Below are 22,695 nucleotides of genomic sequence, written 5' to 3' on the forward strand. Positions count from 1 at the left end.
TAACAGCCATCAGGCTGGGGACTCGCTCGGCCTGATGAAAGTAAAGGATATATTTATGACGAACCTGAATCATTCAATCGAATTAAATCGTAAACATATTGCAGTGGCATTTATCGCTTATTGTCAGAAACGAAATAGAGGCGAATCCATTGCCAATGTCATTATTAATTCTAGAAAGGTTGTTGTTCTGGAAAATTTAACTGAGGCAGCAATTTGTAATTGCCTTATTCATTCTTTGGAAGTGCTTTGTTTTCAGGAATTCGGGCGTGATGACGGCTCACGAATTCTTGTGGAAACTTACACTCAGATGCTGAGTAAGGATAACAGTAAATTGACACCGCACGGCGTCGAGACAATGACGGAAGTCATGAAGGCTACGGTCGTAGAGACTTTGGCTAATCCTCATGATAACCGGCATGGGCTGGTATTCAGTCAGGACGGTGCAGCATGAAACCTTCCATCGACATGATCCGTGAAGTGACGGCTCAGGCCACCCACCGTTGGCGCGATATTCTTGGTTATCTCGGTATTGATGTACCGGAACGACCTCGTGACCATTCTGCTTGTCCGGCATGTGGCGGCAAAGACAGATTCCGATTTGACGATCAGGATGGACGTGGGACACATTTTTGCAATCAGTGTGGTGCCGGTGATGGGCTCGAGCTGGTACAAAAAGTTAAGCAATGTACCTCCACTGAGGCGGCGATTATGGTCGCTGATGCGCTGGGAATGGCTCTGAATTCACCCATGCCGGTATCCACTAAGCCTGTAAAACAACCCGCACAGTCAGGCATACCAATAGCGAATAAGGTTGCGGAGCTGGTGGCGAAAACGGTATCAGGCGAATCTCACTACCTACTTAATAAGGGACTTCCAAGCCCCTCCCAAGCCCTATTGAGTGACGGTTCTTTGTTACTGGTGCTGCAAACGATGGAGGGCGTGATAACGGGTGCACAGGTGATTAAGCCTGATGGCACCAAACGTCTGATATCTGGAACCATCAAGAAAGGTTCGTTCATTCCCGTCAGACTCCCACCAACATCGAGTAATGAGCCGGTTGTAACGGTACTTATCGCAGAAGGTAACGCAACCGGCGTTACCGTTTCGTTACTGAGTGATGGGGCAGTGCTGGCGGCCATTGATGAAGGGAACCTGATCCATATAGCGAAAGCCAGCCGGGAACGTTGGCCTGATGCGAAAATTATCATTGCTGCTGATAACGACCTTAAACCCGGTGAAAAGAATGTTGGGAAAGAATCTGCTGAGAAAGCGGCTACTGCGGTGAATGGTTGGGTTGCCTTACCACCAACAGATCATAAGGCCGATTGGGATGATTATCGCCAGCAGTATGGGCTGGACGCCAGCATTACCGAGTTCGCTGATTCGCTATATCAGCCACATATATTGGCAGAAGAGGAGCCTCCGGTAGCGGAGCCTCAGGATGTCAGACGTCCCTATGTCGATGAGCGTAAAGGTGGCATGTATTGGGTTGAACCCAAACTGGATAAAAGTAACGGCAATATTACGGAAAGAGAAAGCTGGTTGAGTGACCCGATATCCGTTGCGGGAATAGGTGAAGACGATAACGAACGGTACCTGATCCTCTGCTGGACGCCGGAGGGTAACAATACCGAACGTTCAGAAGCTTTACCCATGCGTGAGATTGGTGAACGGGAAGGTTGGTCTCGGCTGAGGGCTGGTGGCTTGTCTATCACAGCTAAAAGTGGATTACGGGCAATACTAGCTGACTATCTGCAACGCAGTGGAGAGCGGCAGCTTTGGACTGTTGCCAATGCTACTGGCTGGCAGTGCGGGGCATACATTATGCCCGATGGTTCGGTGATTGGGTCGCCTGCAACCCCTGTACTCTTTAATGGCCGTTCATCGGCGGCAAAAGGCTATACCACTAAAGGCTCTCCAGAGAGTTGGCGCAGCAATGTGGCAAAACTTGCTCGAGGCAATCCTTCCATGATGCTGGGTATTGCCTGTGCTTTTGCTGCCCCCCTCATTGGCATCGCTGGGGCTGATGGGTTTGGCGTCCATTTGTTTGGTGGCTCCTCCGCAGGTAAAACTACGACGGGTAATGCGGCTACGACGGTTTATGGTGAACCTGAAGCACTGAAGCTGACGTGGTACTCAACAGCGCTGGGCTTGGTAAATGAAGCTGCGGCGCACAACGACGGTTTTATGCCGCTGGATGAGATAGGGCAAGGCAGCAATAAGAAGGCTGTTGCTGATGCTGCTTACGCTTTATTTAACGGTGTCGGCAAAATTCAGGGGGCCAAGGAGGGCGGTAATCGGGATGTGAAACGCTGGCGAGCAATGGCATTCAGTACCGGTGAGATCGACCTTGAGAGTTATATCCGAGCGGATGGAGGCAAGGTAAACGCTGGTCAACTGGTGCGGCTATTAAATGTACCGATTTCCAAGGCCACTGAATACCACGGCTATAAAGACGGTAAAGCTCATGCAGATGCTATGCGAGACGCCTGTAAAGACCACTATGGTGCTGTGGGGCGGGCATGGATTAAGTGCTTAGCCAGCCAGAAAGAGGCAGCAGCGCAAGCTGTCAGGGATGCGGAACGTCGATGGATAGCGTTATTGCCCGATGAAGCCAGTGAGCAGGTGCGCCGTGTGGCGTCGCGGTTCGCGATACTGGAAGCTGCCTTGCTCCTTTCTAAGCACCTTACAGGCTGGATTGAGCAGGAGAGCCGTGACGCTTTACAACATGGTTTTAATGCATGGGTTAATGATTTTGGTATGGGTAACCGAGAATCAAAAGCATGGGCGGAACAGGCTGAATCTTTCTTGCAACGCTTCGGTTATAGCCGTTATTTACCCCACCCTGAAACGGATCCACGAGACTTACCAATAAAGGATTTGGCGGGATATCGGGAGAAAAAGCAGGGACTCGATACATTGGTATTCCATACTTTCCCGTCAGTGTTTCGCGACGAGATAGCTGTAGGAGCTAATGCGGTGGCTTTTGCTCAGGTTTTAGCGGATGCCGGTATGTTGGATAAACCGAACAAGGGGATAACCAAGAAAACGCTCAGAATTGACGGTAAGCAACCCCGTTTTGTGGTGCTCATGATGCCAGATGATTTGGAGGAGTAATTAATTTCCTTTCATTTGAACTGACCTGAATCGGATTAATCATTCTCTCTGGCGGGTATGACACCAATGCCTTGACAGAGAGTAAAAGAATACGGGGTATGCACATTATGAGAATGACCAAAGAATTACGTGCTGAAGTCTTTCGGCTTAAACAGTCAGGCATCGGCTATAAACGGATAGCTGACATGACTAATCTAAACCTGAGCACGGTCAAAAGCGCCTGTAAGCGGTCTGGATTATTTGCAGATAATCTCGAGCATACAGCGATGTTTACGATACCAGAGAAGCAATACAGCACAGCACTTATTGTGCCAAAGCCGTTACCCGTGCAGCGGCGTATTACGGGAGACAGGCAGACTGATGCCTATTTGTGGGTGTTGGAGGTTATTAATACCGGCGAACCGGGACACATTGCGGCGGCAGAGGAAGCCTTGCACAAGCTGACTATATCCCCTAAAGATGCTCGTGATAATTACACTCGTTATTTGGAAGCGAATGGTGCGGGATGGACTGCCAGCTTTTCCACAATGATGATGGGCGACCCGCAGCATTATATCGACAGGGCCAGAACCCAATTTACTCGTGCAGCAGAGGTCAGGGGGACATTTGGCAGCTATGAAGCTGCATTGGAACCTACCAAAGCTGAACAACTCATGGAGATGGTCTGTGGTGATATTTATGATAATGATTTTGGCTGGACACCTAAGGAAAAAAAGAAGGGATGTATTGAGGGTAAGCGAGTTACTGAGGTATGGGACCTGCGAGCGCAAGCGTCAAAGGGTTTCGCTGGGGTTTTACCAGAGCCTCACACACTGTCTGATGTTGTAAGAGAATTTCAGTATTGGCAATGGTTATATACGGTGCGTAATGCTGCTTGCAAAGAAATGGACCCAGGTGGATATGGTTATGATTGCGACGGCCCTATATCAGACCGTGAAACCTATCTTGATAAGAAGCTTGAAATCATCCGCCCTCGCCATCAACGAGAAGCACTTGATGTGTTGAAATGGTATTTACAAAGTGAGCGACATCAGAGTTTTTCAGGCTCAGATAATGATGCGGTATATCTGAATTTGATAGGGGTGCATATAGGGGATGCGTTGACGGATAATTAAATAATGACATTTACATCGCCTAACGTGCTGCTATTGTGGCTGATGTTGGTGTTATTATGTCTTTTCTCGTTACGAGTTATGGTAATATATATACATAGCTAATCAATATAAATAGTGAGTCGTATATTAAATACGGCTCGCTTTTTTATTGGGTAACGTTCAGAGATTCAGAGGGGTATCCATAATATGCGTGATATTCAATTGGTATTAGAACGCTGGGGTGGTTGGGCAGCAAATGAAGATAGTGGCGTTGGTTACTCCCCCATTGCAGCCGGATTCAAAGGTCTGTTATCCAGTACCACAAAATCACGATTGTCGTGCTGTGATAATGACGGTCTGCTGGTGGATGCCGCTGTAGGCCGACTGAAGAAAGCGGGAAGAGATGAAGATTATGAACTGATAGAGCAGCACTACAAAAAAGGGATATCAAAATCTGCAATTGCTCGGAAACAGAAATGTTCTGAAGGAAAGATTAGATTAAAACTCATGATGGCCGAGACGTTTGTTGATGCTTGTCTGCTGATGGCAGGGGCCAAGTTAGAAATGGATGAGTGGACACATAAATTTGAAATAGAAAAAATTGCATAAAAAGCTATTCGTAACGAATTTTACCTATTATTGTGTTAAGAGTGGTTACTTTGTCACGTAGCTTACACAATCAAAAAGACTAGTTTTAACATTATGTTTCAGATCAAAAAAACGTTATTAGATCCTGAGGTTGGCAAGTTTATACTGGTAGGTTGGTTAAAGTCTTAGATTAGACGCCCACTGTTTATAGCATTTACTTGACCCCAATCATTAGGTTTACTGAATGAAGTGTTATGCTGTCTATCGAAGCTGCTTTATGCCTTCATTCAAGTACATACCTTCTTTCGGAGATTGATTATGTTTGCTATAAACCCTACTACTTTTGACTATTTTTTGCGCCACCTATCGCAAGTCGCACAAGATAAAAGAGTCGTTCCATACAATGAGTTGGAAAATGCTTTTGGGCTAAGCCATAACATGGTCGGGGAATATGCTGGAGCTGTTGGGAAGTTCTGTATAGACAATAATTATCCCCTCCTTAACTCCCTAATAATAAATATTACAGATTGCTCCCCTTCTGAGGGTTTCCATGCATGGTACTTGGAGTCCGATGTTGGCGATTTGCACTATCCTTATACAGGGTTGTCGTGGGGAGAAATGATCTCTGCGTGTTGGCGTTTTTTTCATGTTACCTCTTCAAGAGCCAAGCAGGTTCAAAATTTTTCAGGCATGACCCCAGTACATAGATCTTGGGCAGAAAAATATGTTAACTAATAAATAAGTCCACATTCTTTTCGTATTATAAACCTCGCATATCGCGGGGCTTTTTTACATGTGTGATTATCCCGTATGTAGAATTAACCGATAGCGAGACTACATTCGCATGGGTACTGGATTGTTAATCCAATCGTTGTGAAACAGTACCCAGCCGAATGCGTTAACCTATTTCTCTTATGCGTTAAGTAACTCCACGCATAACCAATTTTAAGGCTGCCAATTTGGTGGCCTTTTTTATTTAGCCTCGCCGCCAGCGCCAATCACCCTCAAACAAACTCCGTGTCTGAATGGATCACGGCGGCAGGGCTATTTCCTACACAACAGCATACGAACCCGACCAACGCCGGGAAGATAATTCCCCATATGGGGAGGTGGTTATGAGAATGCCAGAAAAAGACCCAGGGTGGCTGGGAGCGTTATTTGCATTTTACTCCCTGCACTCGACGCCAATTAACGGTTTCCTTGTTGGCTTTATCGTCGCATTTAGGCGCGTGGTATGGGGTGGTGGTCGATTAAGAGAGGGGATTGGAGAGGGGCTGGTTTGTGGTCTTGTCGGGGTGAACCTCGGTCCAATAGTTGCCCCCTTGATTATACGACTCATAGATTCCATTCCGTGGCTGAACGGCGCTTTAGCTGAAGTAGCTGCGGGAAAGATAGAAATATTCGTCAGTTGCATGATTGGGATGGTTGGACTGTCAGCCATTCGTGAAATCGCTTTCAGGCTTGTTAAGCGCAAGGTCGGGGTATCAGATGCAAAACAATAAATTTAGCCAGCGCAGTGAAAGCAATTTGAAAGGCGTTAACGCTAGCCTGGTGAAAGTCGTTCGCCGCGCTCTTGAACTATCAACGGTTGATTTCGGTGTTATCGAAGGTGTCCGCACGGTAGAACGGCAAAAAGAGCTGGTGGCCACTGGTAAGAGCCAGACCATGAATAGCCGTCATATCTCCGGCAATGCGGTTGATCTGCTCCCCACTGGTGCTGACTGGAATGATTATAAATGTTGGTTGCCGGTATTGGATGCCATGCACCGCGCTGGTAAAGAGTTGGGTGTGAAGCTGCGTTTCGGTATCACCTGGACGGATAACCCGAATGACAAGCCAGCGAAGTTCTTGGATGCGCCTCACATTGAGATACCCACATGAAAGAAACTCTATTGAGATTGATAGCCGTCGCACTGACGATTTCAGTTTTAGTCGGTGGTGGGTACTGGTGGGGCAGCGATAGTAAAGATTCGGAATGGTCTCTCAAGTGGACTAAGCGCGATAAATCAGACCTAACGGCAGAAATAGCCGCCAGAAAGAGCGCCACCGATAAAGAGGCTCAACTTCAGGCTGCCCAGTCAGCCGAATTAAAGGCATATCAACAAGGGGTAGTCGATGCTGAGAACAAAGCAAAAGGCACTATTGCTGCTTACCGCGCTGGCAATATCAAGCTGCAAAAGCGTTTCGAGTGTCTCTCCGCTTCAGTTGGGGATATGCCCGTTACTCCCGCCAGTGGACAGCTCACTGATGCAGTCAGAGACTGCGGATTTTCAGACACAGATGTCGGGGTTCTTATTTCAATCGCTGAACGAGCCGACAAGCTAGTCGAGAAACTCACTGCGCTACAAAAGGTTGTCACTGACGACCGCCGAATAATTAACAGTGCTCAATCACAGTAGGGATTCAAAATTGAAATCTAAGATAGTTATTAATTTAATCGACACTACATTTCTGCTGCTGCTGGGTTACGGACTATGGCAACCAGAAAGCGGCTTACTGAATATTGCTCAAGCTTATACATGGTTGTTAATACTACTCTCGCTGATCTTCATAGCTATTAGCCTTGGGATCATTATTGCCATCGATGCTGTTACTGGCGAACAGAAACAAACGCTGGTGGATTATCTGGGACGGCTATTTAAACCATCAGATAAATCAAAGTTTAAAAAGGTAATGGGCTGGGTACGGTTCGTTGCTGTCATTTCCTGCATGGCATACATCGGGTGGATCGTTACTTCAATTTTCTTCGCTGCTTCCTCTCTACTTTTTAGAGCTACAAGGCATGTGGCGAGAGAAGCGATAAAGATTCAAAGCGCATAAACATCAATAGCGCAGGGTTGTCGCAGTCCACAGATAACCAGACTGCGCCCCCTAAAGAGGTAATTGGCTGTCTTGCTGGCGCAAAAAAATCCCGCAGTCGGGCGGGATAAGTATATCAAGAAGAAAGTTGCTTGTGATTGGCAACTGCATACCAACACAATTAAATCGTAGATTAATACATACAAATATAAAGGCTGTTTATGGCTATTATTCACATAACCAACTGCTCGCTTCATTTTTTGTGATCAACACCACTATAAGAATGGCCCAACTTCGCAATAGGGCTTAACTGGCATTACAGATGGTACTTTCATGAGTGCCATCGATAATGCGCAAACCAAAGTCACCTCGTTAACTCCGGCTCGCTGTGGGGGTTAATGCTGGTGGCTTTTCTATTTAGGGATAGATCATGGCAACTCTTAAGGATTTATCTAATCAGCTCCAGCAGATTAAAAAGCAGCTCCCTTTTGCTGCTGCTCAGGCACTAACAAGTGTTGCTCGCCAGATTGCAGCCGCTCAGAAGGTGGGTATGCAGCGCAATCTGGATAATCCGACCCCTTTTACCGTGAGTTCTGTTGGCTCGTTTGGTGCTCGTAAAGACCGATTACAGGCCAAAGTATTCGTGCGTGATATTGCTGCCAGCTATCTCGAACCGTTCGAGTTCGGCGGTCAGCACAAGCTCAATGGTCAGGCGCTGCTCAACCCTAAAAACATAAAGCTGAATAAGTTCGGTAACTTAGCCCGTAACAAAACGCAGCAGCTCAAGGCTAAGGAGAATGTCTTTGTGGGGGAGGTGAATGGCGTTAATGGTTTCTTCCAACGTAAGAAAGGCAAGAAGAGCAAAAAGGCTAAGAGGCGTCAGAAGCGCTCGCCTAATGGAGTTCATCGCGCCAGAGAGAAACAAAGAGCACCTAAGCTGCTGATTCAGTTTGGTGACGCATTGGCAGTTAAACCAACGCTTGGATACTTCGACCGAGCGAATACAATGGCACAGGCTTTGATGCCTGGAGCATTAAGTCTGGCAATCGAGCAGGCGTTGAAGACGGCTAAATAACAAACTACTCAACCATTGTATAACTAACATGCCTCGCCTATGCGGGGTTTTTTATTGCCTAAATTACAGGTGATACATGAAAGAGCTAACCCAAGAAAGACTGAAAGAGCTACTTCACTATGATCCTGATACAGGTGCATTTATGTGGCTGGTCTATCGTAGCTTTAGGGCTGTAGCTGGCTCAGTAGCTGGGCGCACCAATATGACAACCGGCTATGTAGAAATACAAATTGATGGTCGCCGCTATAAGGGGCATCGCCTTGCATGCCTCTATATGACAGGTGAGCAAGCCAATAGTCAGATTGACCATGTGAATGAGGTAAAGGTAGATAATCGCATTAGCAATCTTCGCGTTGCTACTCGAGCAGAAAACAAAAGGAATGTTGGCATCACTAAAGCTAATACCTCAGGCGCAAAGGGTGTCTATAAGCAAGGTAATCGTTGGATTGCTCAGGCGCAGATGGATGGGAAGAAATACCGATTAGGTAGCTTCATGAGCGTTGATGATGCAGCCAAGGCATACGACTCGTTTTGCCAGCAGTCTTATGGGGAGTTCTGTCATCATAGTTCGGCCCGTTCAGTTGATAATCAGTATCAATAAAAAAATGGGTCCCTCCTGGCAACATTTATTACACGGGACATTGCGCACCCCGTTCTGCGTCTAGCTTTCAACTTTTGAAATTTGGGTAACAGGTAACAACTGAGGTAACACATGAACCAGTCAGATTTTGCCAAACTTCACAATGTCAGTCGAAAGACGGTTACGGCGTGGAAGGCGCGTGGGTGGCTGGTTTTAGCGGGTGATGACATTGATGTCGAGGCATCAAATGCCAACATTGAGCGCTTTCGGAAAACTGTTACCCGACCAGAGAAAAAAGTTGCAGGTAACACGCAGGGTAACAAAGCAGGTAACAAGACGGGTAACAGAGCCAAAGGTAACAGATCAGGTAACAGACCTGATAAAGATCCGGTGGATTCTCCCGCAGACGTTGTGAAGAAAATGATTGCTGAAAGCGGCGTCGAGATGACAATCGATGAAGCCAGAGAAATGAAAGAAAACTTTCTGGCGCTGCTCACTCGGTTGGAATATGACATTAAATCAGGTCAGGTACTTCCTTACAAAGAGATGATTGAGGCGGTAGGTAGCGAATATTCACGTATGCGTACCCGCCTGATTGCCATCGCTCCCGAACATGGTCCCCGCTTGCGGGTGCTGGCCTCAACCACTAACGATGCGGAGTTTGTTGAAGCACTGCAAGAAGTGGTTTACGAGGCAATGGAGGAGCTAAGCCTTGATAACAATAACAACGGAGAGAGCAGTTGACCCTGCCGCTTGGCAAAACTTCTCCACGGAACTGCATCAACGACGCAAGAACGTAAAACCCCCTGAACCTCTATCATTGAGTGAGTGGGCCAATAAGCATGCGGTATTGTCAAAAGAGACCAGTGCACAGACTGGACGATTTCGCTCTTTTGCTTATCAGGATGGCATTATGGATGCAGTAACTGACCCACTGGTTACTCAGGTGTCCGTCATGAAATCTGCCCGAGTGGGTTACACCAAGATTTTGGATCATGTTATCGGCTATTACCTGGTACATGACCCTTCACCCATTTTAGTTGTGCAACCCCGCGTTGAAGATGCGGAGGATTACAGTAAGACTGAAATTTCTCCCATGCTCAGAGATACCCCTGTTCTCGCTGAGATATCCGGTGATCCGAAAGCCAAGAGCAGTAACCAGACCATCCTTAAAAAGCAATTTCTCAATGGTTCTAATTTAACGCTGGTAGGGGCAAACAGTCCTGGTGGCTTCCGTCGTATAACTTGTCGAATCATTGCTTTTGATGAAGTTGATGGGTATCCGATAGCGGGGGCCGGTGTTGATGGTGACCAGATAGCATTGGGTACCAAGCGTTCAGAGACATTCTGGAATAGAAAAATAATATTAGGCTCAACCCCGACGGTTAAAGGAATTAGCCGCATTGAGAAGGCTTATGCTGAAAGTGATCAGCGTAAATATTATGTTCCATGCCCTCACTGTGGTGAGTTTCAAACGCTGGAATGGGGTGGGCCAACAACGCCTTACGGAATTAAGTGGGATAAAGACTCTGACGGTAATGGATTACCCGATACCGCCTATTATGTTTGCCGCCATAACGGTTGTGTGATCCATCACAACGATAAAGCCGGAATGGTGAAAGCGGGAAGGTGGCAGGCAACTATGCCCTTTAAAGGGCATGCGGGTTTTCATATTTGGGCGGGATACAGTCTCTTCCCTAACGCTGCATGGAAGTATCTGGTTGCCGAGTGGTTGCGGGTAAAAGACGACCCTTTGATGCGCCAGACATTTATTAACCTTGTCTTGGGTGAACCCTATGAAGATCGCGGTGAAAAGGCGCTCAGTGAAAAAAGCTTAGCAGAACGTTGTGAGGTTTATTCCGCTGAAGTCCCTGATGGTGTTGCCGTCGTCACCGCCGGTATCGATACACAAGACGGACGACTTGAGATTGAGGTGGTGGGCTGGGGCCGGAATGAAGAAAGCTGGTCTATCGCTTATGACGTTATTGAGGGGGATTTAGAAACTGACGAACCCTGGCGGCGGCTTGATGCTTACCTGAAGCAGACATGGCGGAGAGCGGACGGGCGAGGTTTTACGATTATGGCTGCCTGTCACGACTCCGGCGGGCATCATACACAGAAAGTGTATGAGTTTTCCAAAGAGCGCATTGGACGGCGGATATGGGCGATAAAAGGCGAGTCGGCAAGAGGCGGTAAGCGTTCACCCATCTGGCCAACAAAGCGACCATCTTCTCGGTCAAAGTCTCAATTCAAGCCCATTATACTGGGTGTTAATGCTGCAAAAGACGCCATTCGTTCCCGCCTTCACATGGAGCAACCGGCGGCTGGCATCCCTTCTGCTGGGTATATGCACTACCCAGTGGAGCGTGATTTACACTATTTTAGCCAATTACTTGCAGAGCGCTCCGTTGTTAAAACGGCGGGCGGGCAACGTTATCGTGTTTGGGAATTATTGCCTGGGCGCGCAAATGAGGCATTAGATTGCCGGGTATACAGCTATGCAGCATTGAAAGGGTTGCTGCATTTTGGATTAAATCTTAACCAATATGCTGACAGCCTTTTAAGTCATCCTGAAAAATTACTGCCTCCTTCGGACGTTACAGAAGACAAGCCCAACTTGCGTTTTCCGGGCGTCATTATTCCAGAGTCACAACCCACTACACCCAAAAGTAGAGCCAGAAGGCTGGCGTAAGGATATCTATGTTCAATGCAAACACTAGCCTACTGGCCGGTGCGATGAGTCGCGCCCAATTAGAAGAGGCATTAAACCGAGCGCAGCAAGCCTATATCGAATTATCGTCCGGCGCGAAGGGCGTTTCGTTCTCCTATGCGCAAGGGGATGGCACCCGATCAGTTACCTATCAGCAAACAGATATTGGGACACTCATGGGGTTAATTCAGCTTCTTCAGGCTCAGCTAGGCATCGTTAAGCGTCCACGCAGGGCGATAAGGTTTCGTTACTGATGAAAAACCCAGTAAGGATTTTAGGTCCTGACGGTAGCCCCTTACCGCCATCCAAATCAAGGGCATCAATGTTGAGTGGTTCCCGAGGGGTTCCGTATGACGCTGCTGATTCATTCAGTGATTCTATGGCCAATTGGCAGCCGTCCTTGTGGTCACCGGATAACGAAATCAATACCTCCCGCGATCAGGTTGTTGCCCGCGTTCGCGACATGGTACGTAACGATGGTTGGGCATCGGGCAGCGTTACCCGCATTTTGGATAATGCTGTTGGTGCGTCTTTCCGGCCGCTTGCCAAGGTTGATTACCGGACTTTGGCACTGATGACCGGGAACCCTAAATTTGACGCGAAATGGGCTGATGAATATGGACGGGCCATTGAATCAGGCTGGCGAACGTGGGCGAATGATCCGAACCGGTATTGTGATGTGGAAAGGAAGAAAACAGTCGCCCAACTACTACGGCTTGGTTTTCGCCACAAACTGACTGACGGTGATGCGCTCTGCGTTATGCAATATCGACCTGACCGTCTTGGCTATGGGCGTGCGCAGTATGCCACGACCATGCAGATAATTGACCCGGATAGATTAAGCAACCCTCAGCAAAATTTCGACATGCCGAATATTCGTGGTGGGGTAGAGATTGATGAGGATGGGGTGCCTATTGCTTATCACATCCGAAAAGCTCACATGGGCGACTGGTGGAGCGGTAAAGAAACCATGACCTGGGAGCGTATCCCGCGTGAAACTGACTGGGGCCGCCCAATCGTCATCCATGATTTTGATAGTGACCGGGCCTCCCAGCATCGGGGTATCAGTATTTTCACCCCCATCGTTCAGCGTCTTAAAATGCTGATTAAGTACGATGAGGTTGAGTTGCAGTCGTCAATCCTGAACTCCATTTTTGCCGCCTTTATCACATCACCTTATGACCCGAGTTTAGTGGCGGAAGCCCTTGATACGGGTGAGGAAGTTAACCGTTATCAAGACATGCGCCGTGAGTATCACGATGAAAAACGCCTGTCACTACAGGGTGGCGCACGTATTCCGATACTGGCACCCGGTGAGGAGATGACCACCCTTAACGCGGTTCGACCAACCAGTAACTTTGTTGCTTTTGAAAGCGCGGCGTTACGTAACATCGCCGCATCATTGGGAATTTCTACCCAGCAACTGACACAAGACTGGTCAGATGTTAACTACAGCTCAGCCCGTTCCGCCATGTTGGAAGCTTGGAAAACCCTGACCCGCCGGCGCGATGATTTTGCTACAGGTTTCGCCCAGCCAATATTGTCGTGTTTTATCGAAGAATTGCATGATTTAGGTGAGGTTCCCTTGCCTGATAGCGCACCTGATTTTCTCACAGCGAAAGCGGCCTATTGCCGTGCTCAGTGGATGGGGCCAGGGCGGGGCTGGGTTGATCCCGTGGCTGAGAAGAAAGGGGCCATTCTCGGGATGGAAGCTGGATTGTCTACTCTCGAAATGGAAGCTGCTGAGAACGTGGGCGAAGACTGGGAAGAACTGCTGGATCAGCGCCAGCGAGAACGTGAGGCATACATTGAGCGTGGGTTGCCTATTCCTACATGGCTGCAAGCTGACACCTTTGCACCTGATCAACAACAAAAACCGGAGGCACAGTGAATCTTCCACATTTAGCCCAGCGGCTCTTTAACACCCCGCTGGCACTTCATCCGCACAAGGCTGAAGTCGTTATGGCGGCATTGACTGACCGGTTCGGTCTGACGCGCATTCAGTCTAATGCCGATTGGGCCGACGAAGAGGATGATTTCTTTTCACGCAAGGGGCGTGATTGTGGCTATGACGTTATCGAGGGCGTGGCGGTCATTCCGATTCAGGGCACGTTGGTGCAAAAGTTAGGTACCCTTCGACCTTATAGCGGTATGACAGGATATGACGGTATTCGGGCCAGCTTTTTGACAGCAATGAATGATGATGCGGTTAAGGGCATTTGTTTTGATATCGATTCACCGGGCGGTGAAGTCGCCGGTTGTTTTGATTTGGTCGATGAAATTTATGCTGCCCGAGGCGCTAAACCCATTTGGTCAATCCTGTCCGAAAATGCTTATTCGGCTGCTTATGCGCTGGCCAGTGCAGCGGATCGGATTATCGTTCCTCGCACCGGCGGGGTTGGTTCTATCGGCGTCATCGTGATGCATGTTGACTGGTCGCAGCGCATAAAAAGCGATGGGGTACAGGTTACGATAATCACTTTTGGCAGCAGAAAAGCCGAATCAAATCCCTATGAAGCATTAAGCGAAGAGGCAAAGAAGGCCATTCAATCTGATGTTGACGAGATGGGCCGCTTGTTCGTGAGTACCGTTTCCCGCAATCGCGGGATAGCAGAGAGAACCATCAGAGACACCGAGGCGGCATGTTTCTTAGCGGCTGATGGTGTGCAGTTGGGGCTGGCTGATCAAGTTGCCCCGCCTGATGTCGCATTCCGCGATTTATTAACATTGGTTGGAGAAAAGTAATGGCGAAAATTAAAGGTTTTACACACCTGTTTGGCCTGGGTGCCAAAGCAACAGAAGAGACCGAAGACGATAAGAACAAGGCCAAAAAGGCCAAAGGTCGTCAGGCTGAAGAGGATGAAAAAGACCCTGATGCCGAAGAGAATGACGACGACAATAACCCTGATGATCAGGATGAAAAAGACCCTAACGCAGAAGACGACAGCGATGATGCTGATGCTGATGCTGATGCGGATGAAGGAAATGACGATGACGGTGATGATGATACTGATGACCGCAACGTCAAAAAAGGTCGCAGTGCCGAGCGCCAGCGCTGTGCGCGTATCTTTGGCAGTAAACATGCTACCGGGCGCGGAGATTTAGCGGTTTCTCTGGCGCTAAATTCGGGGATGAGTTCCGCCGCCGTGATCCGGGTGCTTGCCTCCACTGCCGCTACTGCACCGGCATCTGCCACCGCGCCCCGTAAACGCTCTTTGGATGAACGGATGCAGGCCCATGGCAATACACAGCTTGGACAAGACACCGCCAAAGCATCAAAAGGCGCGTCACTGGTCAATAAGATGACCAGCCTCTATGACTCTGTGAAAGGTAAAAAATAATGGATAACTTTGGACAAAATGCATTTCAACCGGGCATGCGCTCATCGTTGTTTGTGCCAGACCAGTTAATCTCAGGGACATTACAACTGGTCACTGATACGGGGGTTATCGCTCAGGCAGTGGCGATACATTTGCGAGGTACTGTGATGGGTAAAATTACGGTATCAGGTGAGTACATCAAGTCAGCAAAAGATGCCGATGACGGCAGTGAAGTGCCGGTTGCGATCCTTGTCGATGATGTGGATACAACAGCAACGTCTCAGCGTGGGGGGCTTTACTTGATGGGGCAATTCAATCAAAACCGCATTATTCATGATGCTTCATGGACGTTGGCTGAGTTAAAAACGGCACTTCGGACGTATTCAATCTTCCTCGAAGACAGTACCCAAGCAACAGTTTAAAACCTCACTTTCTGATTTGCACTCAATGCCACTCACCTGGCAGGGGCTTGCTCGTCTTCAAACTTGATCTGGTGGTTCTGGCTGCCAGAAAATCAAAAGAGATACTACATGAATATTTTTGATACCAACGCGTTGGTTCAGGTTGTTCCTAACCTTAAAACAAGCCAAAACTGGTTACTGGATCGCTTTTTTCCTAACATCGTGACCTATGAGACTGAAGAGGTTTCAATTGATGTGGACATCGGTAAGCGCCGCTTAGCACCTTTTGTATCGCCATTAGTCGCCGGTCTTTTGGTTGAAAGCCGAAAGTATCAGACCAATACTTTTAAGCCTGCTTACATTAAAGATGTGCGAGTTCCAGACCTGCGCAAACCTATCCGACGTCAAATGGGGGAGCGCATTGGGGGGGAATTCACTGCAACTGAACGTGAGATGCTCAACATTCAATTTGAAATGGAAGATCAAATCGACATGATCAACCGTCGTTTGGAATGGATGGCAGCCAGCGCACTGACTAAAGCAAAAATCATGGTCGTGGGGGAAGGATTTGAAACGGCTGAGATTGACTTTGGCCGCTCAAGTTCTTTAACGATTACGCTGAGTGGGTCAGATAAATGGCCGTTATCTGTTCCCGCTGGCACGACAAATACCCAGCCATCAGATGATATTGAAACCTGGCAAACATTGATGCTGAAAGAATCTGGGGCGGTGGCTACTGACTTGGTATTTACAACCTCCTCATGGAAAGCGTTCCGTCTCGATACGACCATTAAGGACAATGCTATTACTTTCCCAGCATTGAGCCCGTTTGGTAATCAAGTCGATGCGGGTCCACGCGTCAATAAGGGCGCGGTTTATAAAGGCCGCTGGGGCAACTTTGATTTGTGGCTGTATAACGATTGGTTTATTGACCCTGTAGATGGGATTGAAAAACCAATGATCCCTGATGGCGCTGTATTGATGTCTGGTGCTGAATTGATGGGGACGCGTGCCTTTGGTGTCATTCTAGACCCTGAGTTTAATTATGGTCCTCTGGCTTTCGCACCAAAATCATGGGTTATGCCTAACCCCGCACAGCGTTACCTGATGGTTCAATCTGCCCCGCTGGTCATTCCAAGTCGGGTGAATGCCTCACTTTGTGCAACGGTGGTGTGATATGGCAAAACCAGCAAAGCAACAAACGAGCATCAACGAACTGGGCGGCTTGCCGCCCGAGTTCGCGGCGGATACTGAACTGGAACAGCATAAGGAGAAATCGCCTGTTGAGTCCGATGATCAGGAAAAGGTCACAGAAAATCTAGGGGGTAGCGATAATCCTGATGATGACTCTGATGACTCTGATGACTCTGATGACTCTGATGACTCTGATGACTCTGATGACTCTGATGACTCTGATGACTCTGATGACTCTGATGACTCTGATGACTCTGATGACTCTGATGACTCTGATGACTCTGATGACTCTGATGACTCTGATGAACTGGAGGTGGTTGTTGTAAAAGGTCAGACTCTGCGCCATAGCGGGAAAACGCATGCGGAGAATAGCCGTTTATTCCTGCCGCATGAGGATGCTGAACGACTGATTAATCTGGGTGTGGTAACCGATGTGAAAGCGTTACGGCAGCAGGCGGCAAGCTCGATTGGTCCCTCAGTCACCGTCGATGATGGTGTGAAGATAAATCGGGGTAGCTGATGGGTATCAACTGGGATCAGCATCTTCTCGCACCCTTGCATTCGGTGTTTGGTGACCCGGTTGATTACCGCCCCCAAGGTGATAAGCCAACTTATACCATCAGCGGCATCTTTGATCGGGCCTATACGACCATCGACACGCTGGATGATGGTAGCACCATTAACACCACCAACCCCGTTTTAGGGGTAAGGGACAGCGAGTTTCATTCACCACCCAAACAAGGGGACCGGGTATTTATTGGCATCGTTGCCAATGAGCCGGTTAATACCTTGTTTGCCGTAGCGGATGTTCAGCCAGACAGTCACGGTGGCAGCAAGCTCATTCTTAATCGGGTAAAAATATGAATACTGCACACGTCAGGCAGTTGGTTGTCTCTGCTATCAAGGGAAATACAGATGCAGAGACTCGCGTTTATTCCCCGCGTGACTGGCCAACCACCGAGGAGATGTATCCGGTTATTCTGGTGCAAACCCTTATCGAGGAAAAGCAGTCATTAGGCCGTAACGCTCCCCAATTCAACACCATCACCACCGTGCGCATTACAGGCCGGTTGCAGGAGTTGGACGGTGAAAATGAGAATGACGGGGCGAATAAGGCAGAGTTGTCGCTTGAGCGGTTGCGAGAACAAATTGAACGAGCGGTAATCAACAGTTACGACCTCACACGCCAAATACAGCAGTTTGCCCGAGTTCGCTCAACCATTGATCTGGATTCAAGTGGTGAAGGGCATCTGGCTCAACTACTGATGGAACTGGATATTGAGTATTACCAAGGCCCAGAGGATTTTTACCCCATTGTGGGCGATCCACTGGAGGGCATCGATATCACTATGTCTATGCCAGACGGCACCACCGAACCTGTGGTTTCAATAGACCTTTCGGAGTAAACCCCATGATTGTTAAACCCGTAGCCGGTCGCACTGTACGCGACCCGGTTAAGGGTACCTTTTTGCCTGAATCCGGCGCTGAGGTTCCCGATAACTCATTTTGGCGTCGTCGTTTAAACGACGGTGATGTGGTGCGCGAACAACCTAAAGAGGTTAACCCCGCACCCGAAACCACCAAAGCGGAGAAAACCAAATAATGACCATTCCCTTTACTCATATTCCGAGCAATCTTCGGACGCCGCTTTTCTTCGCTGAATTTGATAACTCACAGGCGAACACGGCGACAACGACGCAGCGAACTTTAATCATCGGCCAGATGTTGGCTTCAGGCTCGTTACCTGCGGATATTCCGGCACTGGTTTCCTCAGTGGCTACCGTGGCGGGGCAAGCTGGCGCAGGTTCAATGTTGCATGGTCAGATGGCTGCATACTTAGCGAATGACATCGCCGGTGAGATCTACATTTTACCGGTGAGCGATGCGGGATCCATGGTGGCGGCAGCAGGTAAGATTACCGTGACCACGCAGGCATCAGCAACTGGGGTTATCTCTTTGTATATCGCGGGGATTCGGGTGCAAGTCGCGGTGGTGGCGACTGATGAGGTGGCAGAGATTGCCACGGCATTAACCGCCGCCATCAATGCCGCCAGCGCCTTGCCTGTCACTGCTGCTGCGGTGGATGCGGTCATCACGCTCACCGCTAAAAACAAAGGTGCCCACGGTAACACGATTGATTTACGGCTGAATTATCTGGGCGGTGCTGGCGGGGAAACAACACCAGATAGTTTGGTGCTGACGTTGACACCGATGGCTGGCGGTGCGGGTGCGCCTGAACTGGATGATGCGCTGGCTAATTTGCAGGACAGGACCTTTGATTTCATTATCAATCCATACACTGACACCGCGTCACTGAATAAAATCAAAGAGTTCTTGTCAGACAGCTCCGGCCGCTGGAGTTATGCCGAGCAGCTCTATGGCCATAGCTTTGCGGCTCAATCTGGGACTTATGGGCAACTGACTGCGGCAGGCGAATTGCGTAACGATCAGCATGCTTCTCTGTTGGGGGTAAACGGCTCTCCGACACCAAGCTATATCTGGTCTGCGGCCTATGTCGGCGCGATTGCGCAAAGTTTACGTAATGACCCCGGACGCCCGTTACAAACATTAGCGATTAGTGGCGTACTGGCCCCGCCACTGGCCAGTCGCTTTACGCTGACTGAGCGTAATAACCTGCTGCACAGCGGGATCTCCACAGTCACTGTGACGGATGATGGGACGGTTCAGGTGGAAAATATCATTACCACCTATCAGAAAAACAAATATGGCGCGGAAGATGACAGCTATTTGCAAATTGAGACCTTATTCCTGCTGATGTTTGTCACTCGATTCCTGCGTACTCAGGTAACGTCGAAATTCGCCCGTATGAAGCTGGCGGCCGATGGCACCCGTTTTGCCCCCGGCTCGGCGATTATCACCCCGAACGTGATCCGCGCTGAATTGATTGCCCAGTACCAGACGTTGGAATTTAACGGCTATGTGCAGGATGCCAAAGGGTTTGCCAAGGGATTGAAGGTCGAAAAAAGCGCCAGTAACCCGAACCGCGTTGATGTGCTGTGGACGGGTGTCCTGATCAATCAGTTGCGCATCTTCGCCGTTCTTAACCAATTCCGCCTTCAGGCATCAGCATAAGGATTCATTATCATGGGTGATACATCCAATCGCCTCGCCGGGACAGCTTATGTCACCGTTGACGGTCTGACTATTATGGTGGCGGGGCAATTCAAATACAGCCCCTCAAAATTCAAACGTGAAACCCTGACCGGCATGGATGGGGTGCATGGTTATAAAGAGACCTTTAACGCGCCGTTTATCTCCTGCCAAATCCGCGACAGTGGCGGCACGTCAATCAGTGATTTTAACGATCAAACCAATGTCAATATTGTCTGTGAACTGGCCAATGGCAAAACGATTATCGGCAGTGGTATGTGGTCGGTAAATACCCAGGAAGTGGACAGCACCGAGGCCACCGCTGATATGCGCTGGGAAGGTGGCTCGGTCTCGGTAACGGAGAACTAAGATGTCTGAACTGGAACGCACTAAAACAGTCCCCCTCGTTAAAGCCATCAGCCACGACGCGACTAAAACCACCTATGAGGCCATCGAACTCAGTGAACCGATATTGATTCAGGTTCAGCAGTTCTATGACGAACAAGCCAAGTCTGGCTCACTCAGCGCGATGGGATTGCTCATTTCTCTGGTGTCGAATGTGCCGCGTGAAGCCATCAAAAAAATGGCGTTCACCGACTATAAAGCCTGTGAGGTCTACATGATGAGTTTTTTAGCCTACTCCCCGCCGCCGGAGAGTGGGGTAATGAGCTAGCAGATGTGACCTATTACTATGGGTGGGGGCCAGCAGATGCATGGTCCCTGACCTATAGCCGATTGCAGTGGTGGTATCAGCAGGCGGTCAGAATTAACAAGGTTAAGGCAGGCAAAAATGGGTAATGCATTTGATTTTGAACTGACCGCGACAGATCAAGCCTCAGCCTCCATTCAGCGTATCGAAGAGGCGGTTAAAAACCTTATTCCTGATCTGGATAAAACCCGTGACGGACTTAAGTTGGGCGGACAAGAATCGGTTGAGGGTATTGACGACCTGAACACGCGGTTAAAGGGCATGGGACAGTTTGCCCGCGAAGGTGTTCAGTTTGTGGGTGATTTGGTGCCACCGCTGAAAATGGTGGGGGAAATTGGCAGTAAGGCACTCAGCTTTGGGGCGCTTGGCGCGGTGGGTTATATCGGTTTCAAAGCGGCTCAGGGGTTAAGCGCCGCCGCTGATTCAGCCTATTCGCTTGATGTTGCGGCAAAAAATGCCGGGATGTCCGTTGATGAGTTTAGCCGTGTCAGCGGTGCGATGCAGATATTGGGGGTGGATAGCGCCGCCGCCCGTCAATCTGTTGAGGGGTTATACAAGACGTTCAACGATCCCCTGTGGGCACGAAATGACACCACACAGGCATTGCTGGCTCAGAACGGGATTGTCATTGAACGCCTCAAAGATGGCACAGCAGATGTATACAAGACGCTGGACAACGTCGCCAAGATATTCCCTAAATTATCCCCGCAGACTCAAAAAACATTGGCGGATGCTTTAGGGCTGGATGCCAATTTTTTGACATTAATGCGAGAGGGTGTCAGGTACAAAGAGCTACTGACAAAATCAGATACACTCGGCTTAACGGTAGATCCGGCATTGAATCAGCAACTCACCGAATTAGACCGTAACATAGCCGAGGTGAGCGCTGCATGGGATGGATTAAAACAGCGCGGCCAGAATAAGTTTTATAGTGCGATCCTGTCAGATGGTTCAGTTAAAGACGGGATAGAAGGTGTCACCGATGTCGTCACTAATGGTATAGACAGTATTTCAGTTGCGCATTTTTTAGGGCTAAACAGGGGGAAAGAAGCGGAGCAGTTACGCCGTGGTTATAACGACCCCGAGTTTTATAAAAATCTGAACGAGTGGGATAAGGTTGGGTCAGATTACGGAATAATGACTGAGGGTTATCGGAAGAAGTATGAACAGCATTATGGCCCTAAAGATGAGCAAGAAAAACAAAAGCTAGCAGCCCCTGAAAATACGCCTTATCCGTTAACACCATCAGCGGCTTCAACCTCAAAATCAGGACAGGATGCGTTAGGTGTCAGAAATAATAATCCGGGCAATTTAAGAGTAGCGCCTAACGCTACAGGTAAAAATGGGGGGTTCTCCACGTTTGCTAATCCTCAGGAGGGGATCGCAGCTCTTTCTCGGCAACTGCAACTCTATGGTGATAGAGGAAACAATACACTATCCGGTATTTTGCATACTTACGCGCCAAACACAGAAAATAATACGCAGGGTTATATTAATGCGGTTTCAGGTGCGACAGGGGCAAACCCGTATGAGCGGTTAGATCTTCACTCACCTGAAGTATTGAAAAAATTGGTTACGGCCATCATTGGACATGAAAATGGCTATCAGCCTTATAGCCCTGAAGATATTGATAGTGGTATTAACACGTCGATTAATGATGACCGCTGGAAAGGATTACGTAATCCTAATATTTTGCTGTCGCAGAGGCGATCTCTATCGCCTAAAGAGCCTGACCCCTCAAAAGAAAATATCACAGGCAATCCATCATCATCAATTTTGACACCACCCAATAATAGTAGCCGGGACATTAATGATATCACCCAAGATATGGGTGGCGATAAGTCAGAAATTGAAATTACGCTGATCACGGATAAAACAGGAGAACGTCAGAAAATAACCGCGCCAAAGGGGGCGAAAATATCAACATCAATGAGTTACCCGGCGTAATAACGAACAACCATCAACCTCGCTTCTGGCGGGGTTTTTTATTTTCAGGG

27 protein-coding genes are annotated in these 22,695 nt (G+C 48.6%); all 27 read left to right on the forward strand.

Annotated features, from left to right (window positions below; genetic code table 11):
* The first annotated feature begins 55 nt into the window (after nt 1-55).
* Nucleotides 56-451, forward strand: a complete 396-nt coding sequence (locus HRK25_RS11700) for a hypothetical protein (RefSeq protein ID WP_032898470.1) — start codon at nt 56-58, stop codon at nt 449-451.
* On the forward strand, nt 448-3,117 hold the full coding sequence (locus HRK25_RS11705; protein ID WP_005277012.1) for a TOPRIM and DUF927 domain-containing protein: 2,670 nt from the start codon (nt 448-450) through the stop codon (nt 3,115-3,117). Before HRK25_RS11700 ends, HRK25_RS11705 begins: the two co-directional genes overlap by 4 nt.
* Before the next feature lie 98 nt (nt 3,118-3,215).
* The gene (locus HRK25_RS11710; protein WP_005277010.1) at nt 3,216-4,232 is read left to right on the forward strand and encodes a hypothetical protein; all 1,017 of its coding nucleotides are present in this window, start codon (nt 3,216-3,218) and stop codon (nt 4,230-4,232) included.
* 186 nt (nt 4,233-4,418) lie between these two features.
* On the forward strand, nt 4,419-4,820 hold the full coding sequence (locus HRK25_RS11715; protein WP_005277008.1) for an antiterminator Q family protein: 402 nt from the start codon (nt 4,419-4,421) through the stop codon (nt 4,818-4,820).
* A gap of 297 nt (nt 4,821-5,117) precedes the next feature.
* Nucleotides 5,118-5,534 (forward strand): hypothetical protein, encoded by a 417-nt coding sequence (locus HRK25_RS11720; RefSeq protein WP_032898469.1) that lies wholly within the window; start codon nt 5,118-5,120, stop codon nt 5,532-5,534.
* 380 nt (nt 5,535-5,914) lie between these two features.
* Nucleotides 5,915-6,301: a phage holin family protein gene (locus HRK25_RS11725; protein ID WP_071984933.1), complete on the forward strand. Its 387-nt coding sequence runs from the start codon at nt 5,915-5,917 to the stop codon at nt 6,299-6,301.
* The gene (locus HRK25_RS11730; RefSeq protein ID WP_005277004.1) at nt 6,288-6,680 is read left to right on the forward strand and encodes a M15 family metallopeptidase; all 393 of its coding nucleotides are present in this window, start codon (nt 6,288-6,290) and stop codon (nt 6,678-6,680) included. Before HRK25_RS11725 ends, HRK25_RS11730 begins: the two co-directional genes overlap by 14 nt.
* Nucleotides 6,677-7,198 carry a DUF2514 family protein gene (locus tag HRK25_RS11735; RefSeq protein WP_226713517.1) on the forward strand — a complete coding sequence of 174 codons (522 nt, stop codon included), beginning with the start codon at nt 6,677-6,679 and terminating at the stop codon, nt 7,196-7,198. The genes HRK25_RS11730 and HRK25_RS11735 overlap by 4 nt, the downstream gene beginning before the upstream one ends.
* Before the next feature lie 10 nt (nt 7,199-7,208).
* The gene (locus tag HRK25_RS11740) at nt 7,209-7,619 is read left to right on the forward strand and encodes a hypothetical protein (protein WP_032898468.1); all 411 of its coding nucleotides are present in this window, start codon (nt 7,209-7,211) and stop codon (nt 7,617-7,619) included.
* Between the two features lie 409 nt (nt 7,620-8,028).
* The gene (locus HRK25_RS11745; RefSeq protein ID WP_049602777.1) at nt 8,029-8,673 is read left to right on the forward strand and encodes a hypothetical protein; all 645 of its coding nucleotides are present in this window, start codon (nt 8,029-8,031) and stop codon (nt 8,671-8,673) included.
* A 76-nt stretch (nt 8,674-8,749) separates the two neighbouring features.
* On the forward strand, nt 8,750-9,274 hold the full coding sequence (locus tag HRK25_RS11750) for an HNH endonuclease (RefSeq protein WP_005278874.1): 525 nt from the start codon (nt 8,750-8,752) through the stop codon (nt 9,272-9,274).
* 111 nt (nt 9,275-9,385) lie between these two features.
* Complete coding sequence (locus HRK25_RS11755) at nt 9,386-9,997, forward strand: hypothetical protein (RefSeq protein WP_005278871.1); 612 nt, start codon at nt 9,386-9,388, stop codon at nt 9,995-9,997.
* Nucleotides 9,998-10,166: 169 nt separating this feature from the next.
* Nucleotides 10,167-11,945, forward strand: a complete 1,779-nt coding sequence (locus HRK25_RS11760; RefSeq protein WP_338122525.1) for a phage terminase large subunit family protein — start codon at nt 10,167-10,169, stop codon at nt 11,943-11,945.
* An 8-nt stretch (nt 11,946-11,953) separates the two neighbouring features.
* A complete protein-coding gene (gene gpW, locus HRK25_RS11765) occupies nt 11,954-12,217 on the forward strand; it encodes a gpW family head-tail joining protein (protein WP_005278866.1) in 264 nt (87 codons plus the stop codon).
* The gene (locus HRK25_RS11770) at nt 12,217-13,854 is read left to right on the forward strand and encodes a phage portal protein (RefSeq protein ID WP_244262479.1); all 1,638 of its coding nucleotides are present in this window, start codon (nt 12,217-12,219) and stop codon (nt 13,852-13,854) included. The genes gpW and HRK25_RS11770 overlap by 1 nt, the downstream gene beginning before the upstream one ends.
* Nucleotides 13,851-14,708, forward strand: a complete 858-nt coding sequence (locus HRK25_RS11775; RefSeq protein WP_032898862.1) for a S49 family peptidase — start codon at nt 13,851-13,853, stop codon at nt 14,706-14,708. The genes HRK25_RS11770 and HRK25_RS11775 overlap by 4 nt, the downstream gene beginning before the upstream one ends.
* Nucleotides 14,708-15,304 (forward strand): hypothetical protein, encoded by a 597-nt coding sequence (locus HRK25_RS11780; RefSeq protein ID WP_032898861.1) that lies wholly within the window; start codon nt 14,708-14,710, stop codon nt 15,302-15,304. Before HRK25_RS11775 ends, HRK25_RS11780 begins: the two co-directional genes overlap by 1 nt.
* Nucleotides 15,304-15,705: a head decoration protein gene (locus HRK25_RS11785; RefSeq protein ID WP_032898859.1), complete on the forward strand. Its 402-nt coding sequence runs from the start codon at nt 15,304-15,306 to the stop codon at nt 15,703-15,705. Before HRK25_RS11780 ends, HRK25_RS11785 begins: the two co-directional genes overlap by 1 nt.
* A 108-nt stretch (nt 15,706-15,813) precedes the next feature.
* Nucleotides 15,814-16,860 carry a major capsid protein gene (locus HRK25_RS11790; protein ID WP_032898857.1) on the forward strand — a complete coding sequence of 349 codons (1,047 nt, stop codon included), beginning with the start codon at nt 15,814-15,816 and terminating at the stop codon, nt 16,858-16,860.
* 1 nt (nt 16,861) lies between these two features.
* Nucleotides 16,862-17,398, forward strand: a complete 537-nt coding sequence (locus tag HRK25_RS11795; RefSeq protein ID WP_173361769.1) for a hypothetical protein — start codon at nt 16,862-16,864, stop codon at nt 17,396-17,398.
* Complete coding sequence (locus HRK25_RS11800; protein WP_019209678.1) at nt 17,398-17,742, forward strand: head-tail joining protein; 345 nt, start codon at nt 17,398-17,400, stop codon at nt 17,740-17,742. Before HRK25_RS11795 ends, HRK25_RS11800 begins: the two co-directional genes overlap by 1 nt.
* Entirely contained in the window at nt 17,739-18,284 is a 546-nt protein-coding gene (locus tag HRK25_RS11805; RefSeq protein WP_032898853.1) for a hypothetical protein, read from the forward strand. The genes HRK25_RS11800 and HRK25_RS11805 overlap by 4 nt, the downstream gene beginning before the upstream one ends.
* A gap of 5 nt (nt 18,285-18,289) precedes the next feature.
* The gene (locus tag HRK25_RS11810; RefSeq protein WP_032898850.1) at nt 18,290-18,481 is read left to right on the forward strand and encodes a DUF2635 domain-containing protein; all 192 of its coding nucleotides are present in this window, start codon (nt 18,290-18,292) and stop codon (nt 18,479-18,481) included.
* Entirely contained in the window at nt 18,481-19,971 is a 1,491-nt protein-coding gene (locus HRK25_RS11815; RefSeq protein WP_099460538.1) for a phage tail sheath subtilisin-like domain-containing protein, read from the forward strand. Before HRK25_RS11810 ends, HRK25_RS11815 begins: the two co-directional genes overlap by 1 nt.
* Before the next feature lie 12 nt (nt 19,972-19,983).
* Nucleotides 19,984-20,358 (forward strand): phage tail tube protein, encoded by a 375-nt coding sequence (locus tag HRK25_RS11820; RefSeq protein ID WP_005278840.1) that lies wholly within the window; start codon nt 19,984-19,986, stop codon nt 20,356-20,358.
* A gap of 1 nt (nt 20,359) precedes the next feature.
* Nucleotides 20,360-20,662: a phage tail assembly protein gene (locus HRK25_RS11825; RefSeq protein ID WP_005278837.1), complete on the forward strand. Its 303-nt coding sequence runs from the start codon at nt 20,360-20,362 to the stop codon at nt 20,660-20,662.
* 117 nt (nt 20,663-20,779) lie between these two features.
* On the forward strand, nt 20,780-22,645 hold the full coding sequence (locus HRK25_RS11830) for a hypothetical protein (protein WP_005278834.1): 1,866 nt from the start codon (nt 20,780-20,782) through the stop codon (nt 22,643-22,645).
* Nucleotides 22,646-22,695 lie beyond the last annotated feature (50 nt).

This window comes from Yersinia bercovieri ATCC 43970, assembly GCF_013282745.1.
GTDB classification, from domain to species: domain Bacteria; phylum Pseudomonadota; class Gammaproteobacteria; order Enterobacterales; family Enterobacteriaceae; genus Yersinia; species Yersinia bercovieri.

Coding starts and splice junctions, on each gene's coding strand:
- HRK25_RS11815 (WP_099460538.1), top strand. CDS start 18,481: ATGACCATTCCCTTTACTCATATTCCGAGCAATCTTCGGACGCCGCTT.
- HRK25_RS11755 (WP_005278871.1), top strand. CDS start 9,386: ATGAACCAGTCAGATTTTGCCAAACTTCACAATGTCAGTCGAAAGACG.
- HRK25_RS11750 (WP_005278874.1), top strand. CDS start 8,750: ATGAAAGAGCTAACCCAAGAAAGACTGAAAGAGCTACTTCACTATGAT.
- HRK25_RS11735 (WP_226713517.1), top strand. CDS start 6,677: ATGAAAGAAACTCTATTGAGATTGATAGCCGTCGCACTGACGATTTCA.
- HRK25_RS11785 (WP_032898859.1), top strand. CDS start 15,304: ATGGATAACTTTGGACAAAATGCATTTCAACCGGGCATGCGCTCATCG.
- HRK25_RS11800 (WP_019209678.1), top strand. CDS start 17,398: ATGGGTATCAACTGGGATCAGCATCTTCTCGCACCCTTGCATTCGGTG.
- HRK25_RS11805 (WP_032898853.1), top strand. CDS start 17,739: ATGAATACTGCACACGTCAGGCAGTTGGTTGTCTCTGCTATCAAGGGA.
- HRK25_RS11715 (WP_005277008.1), top strand. CDS start 4,419: ATGCGTGATATTCAATTGGTATTAGAACGCTGGGGTGGTTGGGCAGCA.
- HRK25_RS11760 (WP_338122525.1), top strand. CDS start 10,167: ATGGATGCAGTAACTGACCCACTGGTTACTCAGGTGTCCGTCATGAAA.
- HRK25_RS11720 (WP_032898469.1), top strand. CDS start 5,118: ATGTTTGCTATAAACCCTACTACTTTTGACTATTTTTTGCGCCACCTA.
- HRK25_RS11725 (WP_071984933.1), top strand. CDS start 5,915: ATGAGAATGCCAGAAAAAGACCCAGGGTGGCTGGGAGCGTTATTTGCA.
- HRK25_RS11705 (WP_005277012.1), top strand. CDS start 448: ATGAAACCTTCCATCGACATGATCCGTGAAGTGACGGCTCAGGCCACC.
- HRK25_RS11825 (WP_005278837.1), top strand. CDS start 20,360: ATGTCTGAACTGGAACGCACTAAAACAGTCCCCCTCGTTAAAGCCATC.
- HRK25_RS11820 (WP_005278840.1), top strand. CDS start 19,984: ATGGGTGATACATCCAATCGCCTCGCCGGGACAGCTTATGTCACCGTT.
- HRK25_RS11830 (WP_005278834.1), top strand. CDS start 20,780: ATGGGTAATGCATTTGATTTTGAACTGACCGCGACAGATCAAGCCTCA.
- HRK25_RS11770 (WP_244262479.1), top strand. CDS start 12,217: ATGAAAAACCCAGTAAGGATTTTAGGTCCTGACGGTAGCCCCTTACCG.
- HRK25_RS11780 (WP_032898861.1), top strand. CDS start 14,708: ATGGCGAAAATTAAAGGTTTTACACACCTGTTTGGCCTGGGTGCCAAA.
- HRK25_RS11700 (WP_032898470.1), top strand. CDS start 56: ATGACGAACCTGAATCATTCAATCGAATTAAATCGTAAACATATTGCA.
- HRK25_RS11710 (WP_005277010.1), top strand. CDS start 3,216: ATGCACATTATGAGAATGACCAAAGAATTACGTGCTGAAGTCTTTCGG.
- HRK25_RS11745 (WP_049602777.1), top strand. CDS start 8,029: ATGGCAACTCTTAAGGATTTATCTAATCAGCTCCAGCAGATTAAAAAG.
- HRK25_RS11730 (WP_005277004.1), top strand. CDS start 6,288: ATGCAAAACAATAAATTTAGCCAGCGCAGTGAAAGCAATTTGAAAGGC.
- gpW (WP_005278866.1), top strand. CDS start 11,954: ATGTTCAATGCAAACACTAGCCTACTGGCCGGTGCGATGAGTCGCGCC.
- HRK25_RS11810 (WP_032898850.1), top strand. CDS start 18,290: ATGATTGTTAAACCCGTAGCCGGTCGCACTGTACGCGACCCGGTTAAG.
- HRK25_RS11795 (WP_173361769.1), top strand. CDS start 16,862: ATGGCAAAACCAGCAAAGCAACAAACGAGCATCAACGAACTGGGCGGC.
- HRK25_RS11790 (WP_032898857.1), top strand. CDS start 15,814: ATGAATATTTTTGATACCAACGCGTTGGTTCAGGTTGTTCCTAACCTT.